The sequence below is a fragment of the Caballeronia sp. dw_276 genome (assembly GCF_018449635.1).
Taxonomy (GTDB): Bacteria; Pseudomonadota; Gammaproteobacteria; order Burkholderiales; family Burkholderiaceae; genus Caballeronia.
The window spans coordinates 74,512-88,672 of record NZ_JAAVUV010000005.1 but is presented as its reverse complement, the minus strand read 5'-3'; the positions used below and the strand labels follow the sequence as shown (position 1 = coordinate 88,672).

At 61.1% G+C, this 14,161-nt stretch carries 14 protein-coding genes; 8 read left to right on the top strand and 6 right to left on the bottom strand.

Annotated elements, in window-relative coordinates; genetic code table 11:
- Positions 1-3: 3 nt before the first annotated feature.
- From HB633_RS11795 to HB633_RS11785, 3 genes are all read left to right on the top strand, one after another.
- Positions 4-1,080: a glycerol dehydrogenase gene (locus HB633_RS11795; RefSeq protein ID WP_213778299.1), complete on the top strand. Its 1,077-nt coding sequence runs from the start codon at positions 4-6 to the stop codon at positions 1,078-1,080.
- A 45-nt stretch (positions 1,081-1,125) separates the two neighbouring features.
- Entirely contained in the window at positions 1,126-1,896 is a 771-nt protein-coding gene (locus tag HB633_RS11790; RefSeq protein WP_213778298.1) for an SDR family oxidoreductase, read from the top strand.
- A 185-nt stretch (positions 1,897-2,081) separates the two neighbouring features.
- Positions 2,082-2,981, top strand: coding sequence for a PhzF family phenazine biosynthesis protein (locus HB633_RS11785; RefSeq protein WP_213778297.1), 900 nt, complete (start codon positions 2,082-2,084; stop codon positions 2,979-2,981).
- A 24-nt stretch (positions 2,982-3,005) separates the two neighbouring features.
- Here HB633_RS11785 and HB633_RS11780 read toward each other — a convergent pair whose 3' ends face one another.
- From HB633_RS11780 to HB633_RS11760, 5 genes are all read right to left on the bottom strand, one after another.
- Entirely contained in the window at positions 3,006-3,863 is an 858-nt protein-coding gene (locus HB633_RS11780; RefSeq protein ID WP_061999449.1) for an SIS domain-containing protein, read from the bottom strand.
- Between the two features lie 104 nt (positions 3,864-3,967).
- Positions 3,968-4,966 carry an ABC transporter permease gene (locus HB633_RS11775; RefSeq protein WP_213778296.1) on the bottom strand — a complete coding sequence of 333 codons (999 nt, stop codon included), beginning with the start codon at positions 4,964-4,966 and terminating at the stop codon, positions 3,968-3,970.
- A gap of 31 nt (positions 4,967-4,997) precedes the next feature.
- Positions 4,998-6,506, bottom strand: coding sequence for a sugar ABC transporter ATP-binding protein (locus tag HB633_RS11770; RefSeq protein ID WP_218626741.1), 1,509 nt, complete (start codon positions 6,504-6,506; stop codon positions 4,998-5,000).
- A gap of 66 nt (positions 6,507-6,572) precedes the next feature.
- Positions 6,573-7,550, bottom strand: coding sequence for a substrate-binding domain-containing protein (locus HB633_RS11765; protein ID WP_156393009.1), 978 nt, complete (start codon positions 7,548-7,550; stop codon positions 6,573-6,575).
- A gap of 30 nt (positions 7,551-7,580) precedes the next feature.
- Complete coding sequence (locus HB633_RS11760) at positions 7,581-9,008, bottom strand: FAD-binding oxidoreductase (RefSeq protein ID WP_213778295.1); 1,428 nt, start codon at positions 9,006-9,008, stop codon at positions 7,581-7,583.
- A gap of 253 nt (positions 9,009-9,261) precedes the next feature.
- On the opposite strand from HB633_RS11760, the gene HB633_RS11755 reads away from it, so the two are divergent.
- From HB633_RS11755 to HB633_RS11740, 4 genes are read left to right on the top strand one after another with little or no spacing between them, the layout of a single operon-like run.
- Positions 9,262-9,912, top strand: a complete 651-nt coding sequence (locus HB633_RS11755; RefSeq protein ID WP_213778294.1) for a glucose-6-phosphate isomerase — start codon at positions 9,262-9,264, stop codon at positions 9,910-9,912.
- Positions 9,909-10,889, top strand: coding sequence for a shikimate dehydrogenase (locus HB633_RS11750; protein WP_213778293.1), 981 nt, complete (start codon positions 9,909-9,911; stop codon positions 10,887-10,889). The genes HB633_RS11755 and HB633_RS11750 overlap by 4 nt, the downstream gene beginning before the upstream one ends.
- A 13-nt stretch (positions 10,890-10,902) precedes the next feature.
- Positions 10,903-11,676: an SDR family oxidoreductase gene (locus HB633_RS11745; protein ID WP_213778292.1), complete on the top strand. Its 774-nt coding sequence runs from the start codon at positions 10,903-10,905 to the stop codon at positions 11,674-11,676.
- Positions 11,677-11,704: 28 nt separating this feature from the next.
- On the top strand, positions 11,705-12,556 hold the full coding sequence (locus HB633_RS11740; protein WP_213778291.1) for an MBL fold metallo-hydrolase: 852 nt from the start codon (positions 11,705-11,707) through the stop codon (positions 12,554-12,556).
- Positions 12,557-12,586: 30 nt separating this feature from the next.
- Here HB633_RS11740 and HB633_RS11735 read toward each other — a convergent pair whose 3' ends face one another.
- Positions 12,587-12,853: a hypothetical protein gene (locus HB633_RS11735; RefSeq protein ID WP_213778290.1), complete on the bottom strand. Its 267-nt coding sequence runs from the start codon at positions 12,851-12,853 to the stop codon at positions 12,587-12,589.
- 288 nt (positions 12,854-13,141) lie between these two features.
- Between HB633_RS11735 and HB633_RS11730 the strand changes: the two genes are divergently transcribed.
- Positions 13,142-14,161 carry a MoxR family ATPase gene (locus HB633_RS11730; RefSeq protein WP_213778289.1) on the top strand — a complete coding sequence of 340 codons (1,020 nt, stop codon included), beginning with the start codon at positions 13,142-13,144 and terminating at the stop codon, positions 14,159-14,161.

Genomic DNA, 14,161 nt, shown 5'->3' with positions numbered 1-14,161 from the left:
ACCATGCTCCGAACCAGCATTTTTCCCTCGCGATACGTCCAGGGCGCAGGCGCGCTCGATTCCCTCGACGCCGAACTTGCGCGGCTGGGCACGCACGCCGCGTGTCTCGTCGATGCCAACGTCGCGGCGTTGTTGCAACCGGCTTTATCGAAGGCGGAGCGCGTGAAGCTCGTCGTGCGTTCAGTCGATGCCGCCTGCACCGAGCGTTCGGTCGCCGCTGCCGCCGATTGGATTCGCGAGAGCGGGGCGGATATCGTGGTGTCGTTCGGCGGCGGCAAGGTGGTCGATACGGGCCGCGCCGCCGCCGACGACCTGCGTCTGCCGTTCGTGTGCGTGCCGACCATCGCCGCGTCCGATGCGCCGTGTTCGGCGCTCGCCGTGATCTACGACGAAGAAGGGCGTGTGGTGCGCGATCGTTTCGTGCGTCGCAATCCGGATCTCGTGCTGCTCGATACCAGCCTGATCGTGCGCGCGCCGGTGCGGTTTTTTATCGCGGGAATCGGCGACGCGCTCGCCACATTCTATGAAGCCGATGCCTGCCGTCGCGCATACGCGAACAACCTCTGCGGCGGACGCGGAACGGCGCTCGCGTTCGAAGCCGCGAAGCTCTGCCGCGATACCTTGTTCGCGCACGCCGTGCAGGCCGTGGACGATTGCCGTGCGCAGATCGTCACGCCGGATTTCGATGCCACGCTGGAGGCGACCGTGCTGCTTTCGGGCGTGGGCTTCGAGTCGGGCGGCGTTGCGGCGGCGCATGCGATTCATCATGGACTGGCTGATCTGCCTTCATCGCGTGGTTTGTTGCACGGCGAGAAGGTCGCGATCGGCGTGCTGGCTTCGCTGTTTTTATCGGCGGTGCCTGATGACGAGCGTCAGCGCGTTTTCAGATTCTGCCGCGCGGTCGGATTGCCGACGCGGCTCGCCGACATCAACGTGGACGTCACCAATCAAGCCGCGCTCGAAACCGTCGCGAAGCGTGCGTGCCGCGCGGGCGAAATCATCCACAACGAACCGTATCCCGTCGATGCACCGCTCGTCGTCGCTGCATTGAAAGCGATGGACCGTTACACAGTCCGATAAGCGGCGCGCTTCCAAACCTCAATCTGAACTCACGCGAGAAACATCATGGCAACTGAACTCAAAGGTCAGGAAACAGCGGCGTTCCGCCCAGGGCTCTTCGATGGAAAGAAGGTGCTTGTATCGGGCGCGACGAGTGGTATTGGTCTTGCGATTGCGCAAGGGTTTGCAGCGCTGGGCGCCGACGTGATCGCGACCGGCAGCTCCGCGCGAAAGCTGGAAGCATTGCGCGCGGACTCGACGCTCAAAGGCATCCGCTTCGAGCAACTCGATGTCCGCGACAACGACGCAATCAAGGCGTTCGTCGGAAGCCTTGCCGAACTCGATGTGCTCGTGAATGCGGCGGGCGTTGCGCGTCCCGCCGATGAATATCGTGACGACGTATTTCGCGAAGTGATCGATGTGAACCTGACCGCCGCCATGCGTCTAGCAATGGCATCGCGCGACATGCTCGAGCGCGCGCATGGGGCGATTGTCAACGTGGCGTCGATGCTGAGTTATATCGCCGATGTGGAAGTGCCCGCGTATTGCGCGAGCAAGACGGGCATTCTCGGTTTGACGCGTTCCCTGGCGCACGCGTTCGGGCCTGCAGGTGTGCGCGTGAACGCGATTGCGCCGGGCTATCACCGCACAGATATGACGCGTGCGCTTTGGGAAGTGCCGGCAAGCGCGGACAAGATCGCGGCGCGCAGTGCGCTCAAGCGCTGGGGCGAAGTCGATGACCTCGTCGGGGCGACGTTGTTTTTGGCGTCACCGGCGTCGGCGTTTATCACGGGCGTGACGTTGCCGGTCGATGGCGGGTATGCGAGCGGGGTTTAAAGACGCTGGCGTTAATCGCTCTTCGGGACCCATGTGACAAACAGCGGTGAACTGTGCATGTGATCGCGGTGTTTCCGGAGGCTGGCCTAACGCGTGTCGATGTAACTGTACATGGTGCACGGCCCGGAAATGTCGCCACAATGCGGACTTATCGCGGGTGCGTTTCATCCAACAGGGGCATGGACATGAACCGTCGTTATGTCACAGCGGACGTCTTTACCGAAACACAATTCCACGGCAACCCGCTCGCCGTCGTACTCGACGCCGAAGGTTTGTCGACCAGCCAGATGCAGGCGATCACCGCCGAATTCGGCTACAGCGAAACCACTTTTGTATTGCCGCCGCGAGACCCTGCGAATACCGCCTGGGTGCGCATTTTCACGCCGAGCCGCGAGATTCCGTTCGCAGGACATCCGAACATCGGCACGGCGTTTGTTCTCGCGACGCGCGCTGCGGCAAGCGGCAAGCCTCTGCCGGACCGGCTCGTGTTCGAGGAGGCCGCGGGTCTCGTGCCGGTTACGCAAATGAAAGATGGCGGCCGTGTGGTCGGAGCAGAGCTTACGGTGCCGGAACGGCTGACGCGCGCGTCGGCGTTATCGGCGGAGAGCGTGGCCGCGTGTTTATCGCTTGATCCAGGCGATATTCGTACCGATGCCCACCCGCCGCAAGTGGCGTCGGTAGGCTTGCCGTTTGTCGTGGCCGAGCTTGCATCGAGGGAGGCGTTGCGCCGGTGCGTTCCGAGCCTCGTGGACTACAAGAAGGTGTTGCCCGTCGACGGCGCCACATCCATCTACGCCTATACGCGCGACGTTGGCGACGACACTTCGAGCGACATTCAAGCGCGCATGTTCACGCCGCGCATGACCGAAGATCCGGCAACGGGCAGCGCGACGGCAGCGGCAGTTGCGCTTGTTGCCGACGTGCGAGGCGTTTCCGAACTTTTGCTGCGCGTGGGGCAGGGCGTGGACATGGGCCGGCCGAGCATTCTGATCACAACCGTCGATGTCCATGAAGGACAGTCACGCGTGCGGATCGGCGGGAAGTGCGTGAACGTGATGGAAGGCTCGTTTTCGCTCGAAAGCTGAGCCGGCATGAGTTATTACCCCGGATCAAATCACGCCGGTTGAACGCATATCTGCCAGACGCTTCTTCATGTCCAGCACTTCGAGCGTGTGCGCTTCGCCTTTGCGCAACGCGACGCTCGTCGAAAGAATATCGATGATCACGAGCGCGGCGAGACGTGAAGTCGTCGGCGTATAAACATCCGTGTTTTCCAGCGTCTCGGCGATCACCGCAACGTCGGAAAAGCTCGTTAGTGGACTGTTCGATCCGGTAATCACGATCACGCTCGCGCCGCGTTCCTTCGCCGTCCTCGCGACTTCAATCAACGACCGTGTCGATCCGGTATTGGAAATTGCGACGACCGCGTCGCCGGGCTTCAGCATGGATGCCGCAATAAATTGCTGATGCGAATCCTGATGCGCGACGCACGGCACGCCGAAGAGCGGAAACTTCTGCTGCGCGTCCAGCGCGACGATCCCCGAAGCGCCAAACCCAAAGAACTCGATCCGCCGCGCTTTTGCAAGGAGATCGACCGCGCGCCCGACGGCCGCGAAATCCAGTTTCTTGCGCGCCCAGTCGAGGCTCGTAATGGTGTAGTCGAAGATCTTGGTTGCGACGGTTTCTGGATCGTCGCCCTTGCCGAGCACCGAATGCGTGGCGGGCGCGCCGAGCGCGAGGCTTTGCACCACGCGGATCTTGAAGTCCTTGAAGCCGCTGCATCCGAGCGACGCACAGAAGCGCAATACGGTCGGCTCGCTCACCTTCGCGTTGCGCGCGAGTTCTGCGAGGTTGATGTCGGAGATGGAACCGAGGTTTGCAAGAATGTACTCGGCCACTTGCCGGCTGCCGCGGCGTAGATTGGGACGCGCGCGGTCGATCAGTTCGAGGATGTTGTAATCAGGCACTCGATGTTCCTTCGTTCATTATGAACGGGGCGCCGCAAGCGGCGCCCCGAGCTTCATGCAAATGGCCAAGCTTTCCAAGTGTATCGGAACGGCGGAGCCAGGAATCACCGGCGCCAAAAACGCGCGCCGCGCTGCGACAGGACCGCCGCGACAATGATCACGCCCATCACCACTTGCTGATGGTATCCCGGCACGCTCGCGAGATTCATGATGTTGCCGATCACGCCGAGAATCAGCACGCCCATCAGCGTGTTCAGCGCGCCGCCCTTGCCACCCGCAAGACTTGCGCCGCCGATCACCACCGCCGCGATCACGGTGAGTTCGTCGCCCACGCCGACTGTAGGTGCGCCGACGCCCGCACGCGACGTCGAGATGATCCCGGCCAGCGCCGCGAGCAATCCCGAGCTGACATACGTGCCGAGTACATGACGCGCTACCGGCACGCCGGAGAGCCGCACGGCTTCTTCGTTCGATCCGATCGCGCGAACCACGCGGCCCGCGCGCAACCGGTTCAGCGCGATGCCGCCAATCAAGAACACGATCAGCATCACGAGCGTCGGACCGGGGATGCCGAAGTATGAATGACGGCCAAAGTCGAGCAGGGCCTGGCCGGGGTCATCGACGAGAATGGGGGAGCCGTTCGACACGATCATCGCAACGCCGCGCGCAACGGTCATCATGGCCAGCGTGACCACGAACGGCGTCAAACGGAACCACGCGATCAACGCGCCCGATACGAACCCGCAGAACCCGCCGACCACGAGCGTGGCGAGCAGGGCGACCGTCAGCCCGTATTGCGGAATCAGCAACGCCGACAACACGCTGCCAAGCGCCGCGATCGATCCCACCGACAAATCGATACCCCCCGTCAGCACGACCAGCAACATGCCCACCGACATGATGCCGACGCCCGCCACTTGCCGCGAGATATTCGACAGGTTGGGTACGGAGAAAAAGTCGCTCGATACAAACGACGCCGCGATCACGAGCACGATCAGGATCGCGACCGTGTTGAAGCGGCGCGCGACAGACCACCATTGTTTTGCGTGGGCCTGTGCCGAGCTCGCCTGATGCGTTTTCGGGGTGACGGCGCTGGGATTCATGATGCGAGTCTCCGGGTTATTCACAATGCATTTAATGAGTGAGCGTGGCCGGCGCTTCGTCCGGCGCGCGGCGCAACGAGAGCGAAAGGATCTGTTCTTCGCTGAAATCGGCGGGTTGCAGTTCGCCGCGAATCTCGCCTTCGCCCATCACGAGGATCCGGTCGCACAAGCCCATGAGTTCCTGGTGCTCCGATGAAATCACGAGCACCGCCTTGCCGCGTTCGGCCAGCTGGTTGATGAGCGTGTAGATCTCGACCTTCGCGCCAACGTCGACGCCGCGCGTGGGTTCATCGAGGATGATGAGATCGCCGTCCGCGTGGAACCACTTCGCCAGCACCACTTTTTGCTGGTTGCCGCCGGAGAGCGTGGAGACGTCTGCGTCCATGGAACGCGCCTTGATGCGCAGTTGTTCCATCAGCTTCTGCACGAACGCGCGCTCGCGGCCGAAGGCCAGGAAGCCGCCTGGGCCGCTTACCGACTTCAGCGCGGCGAGCGTGGCGTTGACGCGAATCGGCATCGATAAAACCGCGCCCTGGCCCTTGCGGTCTTCAGGCACGAAACCGATACCGGCTTTGACTGCGGCCATCGGCGAGCGGATCGCCATGACCTTCTGATTCAATTCGATGGTGCCGGAATCGCGCGTATCGGCGCCAAAGATCAGGCGCGCGACTTCCGTGCGTCCCGAGCCGATCAAGCCGCCCAGACCGACCACTTCACCGGCACGCAGCGTGAACGACACGTTGCGCACGGCATGGCCGCGCATCAGGCCCGTGACCTTCAGCACTTCGGCGCCGAGCGTTGCGTGGCGTTCTGGAAACAGCACGGAAAGAGGGCGCCCGACCATCTTGCGGATCAGGCCGTCCATGGTGACATCGGCGGGCTTGATGGTGTCCACGCGCTTGCCGTCTTTTAGCACCGTGATGCGATCCGCGATGGCAAACACTTCTTCCAGCCGGTGCGAGATATAAACGATGCCCACGCCGCGCGAGCGCAATTCGCGCACGATCTCGAGCAGCTTGTTCGCGTCCGATGGCGCGAGGGCGGCCGTGGGTTCATCGAGTACGAGGAGCTTGACCTGACGGCTCAGCGCCTTCGCAATTTCGATCACCTGACATTGGGCCGCCGAGAGTTCGCCGACAAGCGCTGCCGGATCGATATCGAATCCCAGACTTGCGATCAAAGCACGCGCATTCTTGCGCAGCGATCCCCAATCGATCACCGCCGGCAACGCGCCCAAAAACACGTTTTCCGCCACCGACAGATCCGGCGCCAGAGCCGTTTCCTGATGGATCACGGCAATGCCTTCTTCCATCGCCGCATGCGGGTTGCGAAAGGACATCTCGCGTCCTTCGACCTTGATCGTGCCGGAATCGGGTTGATGACCGCCGCCGATGATGCGCATCAAGGTGGACTTGCCCGCGCCGTTCTCGCCAACGAGCGCGTGGACTTCGCCGCTCATGACATCGAAGTCGACGCCCTCGATGGCATGAATGCCGCCGAAGCGTTTGTCGACGCCATTGAGCGCTATAAAGGGAATCATATGAGGGTGTCTCCAGAATGCGAGGCGCACCGGACGGACCGGCGCGCTTGCATGGTCCCGCGGGCTTTAGAAAATCGCCTTGGGGTTGTAGTACTTGTCGACGTTGCTCTTGGAGATCGCGGCGGACGGCGTGTACGAGATCTTCGGCACGCTGGTGGCTTCGCCCTTCGCCGCCTTCACGCCGATATCGACCGCCGTACGCGCGACCAGCGCCGGATCGTTCAGCGCGGTTACGCCGTACTTGCCTTGCTTGATCAGGTTGAGCGCTTCCTTCTGACCATCGGCGGCGGCAACAAGCGTGATACCGGTACGGTTCGCACTTTCGATCGCGCGGCGTGCGCCCAGCACCATGCTGTCGTTTTCGCCGAGCACCATGTTGATGTCCTTGTTCGCGACGAGCAAATCTTCCATCGCCTTCAGGCCGCCTTCGTCGGACCAGTTGCCCCAGCCTTGTCCCACGATCTGCAAGTTGACCTTCCCGGTCTTCGCGAGCTGCGCTTCGACGATCCCTTCGATCACGCCATCGCGCCGTTCCTTGCCGACCGGATTGCCTTTCTCGCCCGAGATCAACGCGATCTTCAGCGGCTTGTCGCCGAGGGTATCGACGACCCATGAACCGACCAGCGCGCCATTCTCGCGATTCGACGATTGCACGAGCGTCAGATAATTCGCTTTCGGATCGAGCGTGCTGTCGATCACCACGACTTTCACGCCCGCCGCGGTCGCCGTGTTGACCACGTTGACGAGACCCTTCGGATCAGCCGGATCGATGATCAGCACCTTGATGCCGCGCGTGAGCATGTCTTCCACGTCGGAGATCTGCTTGCCCATCTTGCCTTGTGCGTCGGCGGTGATCACGTCGTTGCCGAGTTCGGCCGCGCGCGCCTTGGCCGATTCCATCGCGGCGGAAAAGTACGGCGCGTTGAGCACCTTCATGGAAATGCCCACTTTCATCTTGTCGGCTGCCATCGCCGGGGATGCTGCGATCACACCTGCGACTGCCAGCGCCACACCACACATCACCTTCTTCACGAACCGCGTCATGTCTCCTCCTTTTGTTGGGGTTTGGCGGTTTTAAACGACGTTCAACAACAACTTGCCTGGGTTCAAAATGTTCAACGGGTCGAGTGCGGCTTTCACGGCGCGCATGGCGGCCAGTTCTGCCGGTGTTCTCGATAACGCGAGCACCTTCAATTTCTTCGTGCCTATGCCGTGTTCCGCCGATACCGATCCGCCCATCGCGCCGGTCACGCCGTAGACCACTTCCTGCACCTGCGGCGCAGTGGTCGGCGGCCAGTCAGGCTCCTGCACGACGATGTGCAAATTGCCATCGCCGAGATGGCCGTAGATCAGGATCGTGGCGTTGGGCCAGCGTTCGCGAAGCTGCTTGTCGCATTCGTGTGCGGCGCGGCCGACGTCGGTGATCGAGAAGCTCACATCGAAGGAAACGCGGCCCGGAATCAGGCGCTGGTATTCGCCGGGGGCATCGCGTATGGCCCAGAACGCGGCGGCGTCCGACTCGGATGAGGCGAGGGCGGCGTCAGTGATAAGCCCTTCCTCGAGCATCTGCGCCAGGAAATCTTCGAACGCGTCCGCCTGACGTTGCGGGTCGGCGCCACTGCTTTCGAGCAACACGTAATACGCATGCTTGCCTTCCAGCGGCGCGCGTAATTCCGGCAGGCGCGACAAGACGAAGTCGTAGTAACCCGGCCACATGACTTCGAACGCCGATACCCCCGCGGGCAAGCCTTCCTGAGCGCGGCGCAGCAACGTGGTGACCGCATCGTAGTTCGGCAATCCACACCACGCCGTCGATACCGCCCGTGGTTTCGGCCTGAGCCGCAGCACGGCGCGCGTGATGATCGCGAGCGTTCCTTCGCTTCCAATCAGCAAGTTGCGCAGGTCGTAACCGGTGTTGTTCTTGATCATCTTGCGCAGGCCGCCAACAATGCTGCCATCGGCGAGCACGGCTTCTATATCCAGCACCTGGTCGCGCATCATTCCGTACTTGATCACGCGATTTCCCCCCGCATTCGTCGCGAGGTTGCCGCCGATCGTGCAGCTTCCGCGTGCGCCCAGGTCCAGCGGAAACATGAACCCGGCGGCATCGGCGGCTTCCTGCACGACCTGCAGCGGCGTGCCGCACCAGACCGTCATGGCGGCGCCGACTTCATCGATGGATTCAACGCCGTTCATCAACTCCATGCTCAACGCGACTTCTCCGCCGAGCATGCAAGCGCCGCCGGCAAGACCCGTCAGTCCGCCTTGCGTGACCACCGCCTGCTTGTGCTCGTGGCAAATGCGCATCGCCGTCGCAACCTGTTCGGTCGTGCGCGGCCGGATCAGCGCAAGCGGTTCATCGCAGGGCATGCGGCTCGAGTCCGAATTCTTGCGGCCCGCGAATTCGTCCGGAAGCCCGACGACGTCGGCTCCGAGCGCTTCACGCAAGGCTGCGACTGCAGCATTGGGCTGAGTGCGTTCGGAGGGCTGCTTGTCTTGCATTGAAAGTCTCCAGCGAATGGGCCGTGCATGTATCGGCGAGCGATCGATTAAACCCAAGTTGAGCAGAAGTAACGTTGTCTCCGCATACCTTGAACGATAGTATAGCTATCATTAGCGGGAAAAACAGGAGCGAAATGGCGGGGAAAACCCTGATGTTTTGCATTTAACTTAAAGCTATCATTATTAAAACTAACGTTCGCTTCGCGTTGTTTCATTCAGTGAAGCGACTTGCACTTTCCAGGAGATGGACCCGATGCAATGGCCTGAACCACGTTCCTTCGATGTCGACTTGCAGTCGGGCCTGATGATCGGCACCGGCTCGCGCTATCAGAAGTTCCTGCGCGACCTGAGCGGGCTCTATGCCGACAGTGCCGCCTTCGATGCCCTCGCAGCGACGCGCAGCGATGAGGTCGTCTATGAAGTCACCGATCACAAGCCGAACAGCAATCCAGGCGACTTGATCACCGGCGTCACGCGCATGAGCCCGGGCAAGGTTGGCGACGAATACTTCATGACGCGCGGCCACATCCACGCGGCGATCGACCGGCCGGAGCTTTATTTCGGGCTGAAGGGTTACGGCGTGATGCTGATGGAATCGCCATCGGGCGATACACGCGTGGTCGAAATCAAGGCGAACACCGCGTGTTACGTGCCGCCGCGCTGGATTCATCGTTCGGTGAATCTGGGGCAGGAGGATTTCGTGATGCTGTTTTGTTACCCGGCGGATTCGGGGCAGGATTACGCGATCATCGAGCAATCGAATGGCATGAAACTGCGCATTGTCGATGACGGTGCGGGCTCTTGGCGCAGCGTGCCGAATCCGGATTACAAGGAGCGCACGCAGGAGGAAATCGATGCACTGCTCGCGCGCGGTGCATTGGCTACTGAAGGGGCGACACGATGAGCGCTCCCAAGAAGTATCAAGCCGCATCACGCCCGACGTTCTATTTCATCGGCGTGACGACGGCACAGAGTTCCATCATGCGTGTGTTCCCCGAATGGGCGAAGCATCTCGGTCTCGGCGATGTCGAAATCAAGGGCATCGATTTTCAGCCGCACGCGGCGCCCGAGGCGTATCGCGAAGCGGTCGAATTCCTGAAGCATGACCCGTTGTCGGTCGGCGCGCTCGTGACCACGCACAAGATCGACTTGTATGCGGCGTGCAAGGATCTCTTCGATGTCATCGATCCAACCGCCGAGGTCATGGGCGAGACCAGTTGCCTCTCGAAGCTGAACGGCAAATTCATCTGTCACGCGAAGGATCCGATTACATCGGGTTTATCACTCGATGGATTTTTGCCGGCAAATCATTTTGCCGATACCGGAGCAGAAGTCTTTTCGATGGGCGCGGGCGGTTCGACCATCGCACTGACGTGGCATCTGATGCAGAAGGAACGCGGCGCGAACCGGCCGTCGAAAGTGATCGTATCGAACCGGTCTGCGGGAAGGCTGGAAGAGATCGAGCGCATTCATCGCGAACTCAAATTCGATGTACCGTGCGAATATGTCGTCGCGCCCAAAGCCGAAGACAATGACGCGGTCCTCGCGCGTTTGTCGCCGGGCGCGCTCGTCATCAACGCAACGGGTCTGGGCAAGGATGCGCCGGGTTCGCCGTTGAGCAACGCGGCCGTGTTCCCGGAGCGAGCGGTCGTGTGGGACCTGAATTACCGTGGGGATTTGATCTTCCTCGATCAGGCGCGCGCGCAGGAAAGCACCCGCAAGCTTCAAATAGAGGACGGCTGGACCTACTTCATTTATGGATGGACGCGCGTGATCGCGGAAGTGTTCCACGTCGAGATCCCGGTGAGCGGTCCCGGCTTCAATGAAATCAGCCGCATTGCGGCGCAAGCGGGAAAACCCGCGCCCGCCAAAACAGCTTAAGGAAAAACCAGGCATGTATCTCGACAAGTTCAAGCTCGACGGCAAGATCGCCGTGGTCACGGGCGCTGCACGCGGTATTGGATTTGCAACGGCCGAGGCGCTCGCTGAAGCCGGCGCGCTTGTGGTTCTCACGGACATGAACGCGGAATTGCTCGATAAAGCCGCGGCGGATCTCGCGGCCAAGGGGCACCGCGTGGAAACCGAATTGCTCGATGTCACCGATTCAACCGCTGCACAACGTGTGAACGATGCGGTCGTCGCGCGTCATGGGCGCGTGGACGTGCTCGTGAACAACGCAGGCATTGCGATTTCGAATCATCCTGCCGAGACCATGACGGATGCGATCTGGAACAAGGTTATCGATGTCAATCTCAACGGTGTGTTCTGGGCCTGTCGCGCGTTTGGGAAGGGCATGCTCGAACACGGAACGGGGAGCATCGTGAACGTGGGGTCGATGTCGGGTTTTATCGTGAACCGGCCGCAGGAGCAGGCGAACTACAACGCGTCCAAGGCCGGCGTGCATCATCTGACGAAGTCGCTCGCGGCGGAGTGGGGCGCGCGTGGCGTGCGCGTGAATGCGGTTGCTCCAACGTATATCGATACCGAGATGAACACCTATGTGTATCAGAACAAGGAGATGTTCGACAAATGGGTCGGCGGTACGCCGATGAACCGGCTTGGACGCATGGATGAAGTCGCATCGGTGATTCTGTTCCTTGCAAGCGACGCGTCGAGCCTCATGACGGGATCGATCGTTCTCGCCGATGGCGGTTATGTCTGCTGGTGACGTGTCGCTGCTGAACGAGAATTTTTCCGTGTCCCTCCGTGAGCGGCTGGCCGATCGCGCAACAGCGCCTCGCGATGGAGAGGTCGTGTTGTACTGGCTCGGGCAAGCGGGGTTTATGATCGAGTCCGGCAAGTTCAGGATGTTGATCGATCCATATCTGTCCGACTCGCTCGCGGAAAAATACACGGGTACGAAGTTTCCGCATACGCGCATGATGGCCGCGCCTATCACGACCTCCGAGCTGGATCATGTGGATCTTGTGATGTGCACGCATCGGCATACGGATCATATGGACCCGGGGACGCTGCAACCGCTTGCCGAGCACCTCCCAGATCTCCGGTTCGTTGTTCCCGCAGCGGTCACGGATGAAGCAATCAAACGATGCGGCGTGGGCGTCGAACGGCTGATTCCGGTGAACGCCGGTGAGCGGATCGAGGTTCTTCCAGACTGTTTCGTGTCACCGGTTCCCTCAGCGCACGAGACGCTGGATATGGACGATGAGGGACGTTATCCGTGGCTGGGTTATGTCATCGAAGCAGGCCGGACGCGGTTGTATCATTCGGGCGATTGCGTGCCGTACGCGGGACTTGCCGAAGCGTTGGCAATGTTTAAACCGCACGTCGCGATGCTCCCCGTGAATGGCCGCGACGCCGAGCGCAGCGGCAATGGCGTGCCCGGCAATTTCACGCTCGATGAGGCCATCGCGCTCGCGAAGGAAAGCGGCACTGATGCATTGATCGCGCATCACTACGGTCTCTTCGACTTCAACACCATCCCCGCCGATGTCATCGACAAGCGCATTGAGCGCGAACACGACAATGGCTTCGCCATGTTCCGCGCGCAAACCGGAACTGCCTGGCGCGTGAAGTGCTTGAAATAAGCGCGGGATGATTTTGCTGCACCGCGCTTTTTACTGTTTCATCGCTCCTGTCGCAGCGCTGCCCGACGCCCCCTGCGGTGACATCGCTTTTTGCCGCTGCTGCATCAGCGTTCCCTGATTACCCGATGTGCTCGTTCCCGCGCTTGCAGGCTGAGCCATCGATTCACCCGCGCTCGCGGGATTGCCTGGCGCAGCGGTCGCATTTCCACTTGTGGTCTTGTTGCCGCTGTTTTGCGCATAAGCGCTTGCCCCACCGATACTCGCCAGCAGGCACGCTGCCACGATCATGGTTTTCATGATGACCTCCATTTGGTATTGAGTTTGAGCAGCGCTGTCTGGCGCTGCACTGCTTCTAACTAGCAGCATCCCATGTGCCCAGCCCGCCGTGCTGCAGTGCGGTTTTTATCGCGGCGACGCAGGCACAAGGTGTGTCGCAGGCGGTGACAGTGTGTTTCCCGGCTGCGAGTATTCGGTTATCCAAATCGCTTCATAACCATGGCACGTATCGCTCGGTACGACTTATGCATGGCCTGATCGGCGTGTTGATTCCGGCACAGTGCCGCTGTGCAACAGGAGATCCGATCGATGGCATTTGAAGAGCAGCTTCAGGACTGGCGCGAGAGTGCGTTGCGCGTCGAACAGAGCGTGGCGAAGGCGGTGATCGGTCAGCACGAAACTGTTCGCCTCATCAACGTGGCGTTGTTTGCTCGCGGGCATGTGTTGCTGGAAGGCGGCGTCGGGGTCGGGAAAACCACTGTGCTGCGCGCGTTCTCGCGGGCGATTGGCGGTGACTTCGGACGGGTGGAAGGCACCATCGACATGATGCCGGGCGACCTGATCTATCACACGTATGTGGATGCAGAGGGCAAGCCGCGTATCGATCCGGGTCCTTTGTTGCGGCACGGCGAAAGGCTCACCACGTTCTTCTTCAACGAGATCAATCGTGCCCGCCCGCAAGTGCAGTCGCTGTTGCTGCGCGCGATGGCCGAGCGCTCGGTCTCGGCGTTCGACCGGGAATACCACTTTCCGCACATGATCGTGTTCGCCGACCGCAACAAGGTCGAACGGGAAGAAACGTTCGAACTGGCGTCGGCGGCACGCGACCGGTTTCTCTTCGAACTGAACATGCCGACGCCGTCGGACACCAACGTGCGTCGCGCGCTGGTATTCGATCCGGTTTTCCACGACGTCGATGCGTTATTGGAGCAAGTCACACCGGGCGTGGTCCGATGGGAGGAACTGAACAGCATCGGCGCGACTATCCAGCGCAGCGTGAGCGCAAGTCCGACTATCGAGCGATACGTGCTCGACATCTGGCAGGCAACCGAAAACCCGCAGCAATTCGATATCGCGCTTGAAGGTGTCGATATGCAGCGGCTCATTCTCGTAGGCGCAAGTCCGCGCGGCATGAGTGCGTTGCTGCGAGCCGCGCGGGTGATCGCGTGGCTTGCCGGCCGCACGCATCTGATACCAGAGGACGTTCACGCCGTGTTGCTGCCGGCGCTCGGACACAGGGTGTTTTTCACGCCCATTTACGAATTGCGCCGGCAGGAACTCGCGGAAGGGCTGATCGCGCAGATCATGGCAAGAGTCGCGGTGCCTTGA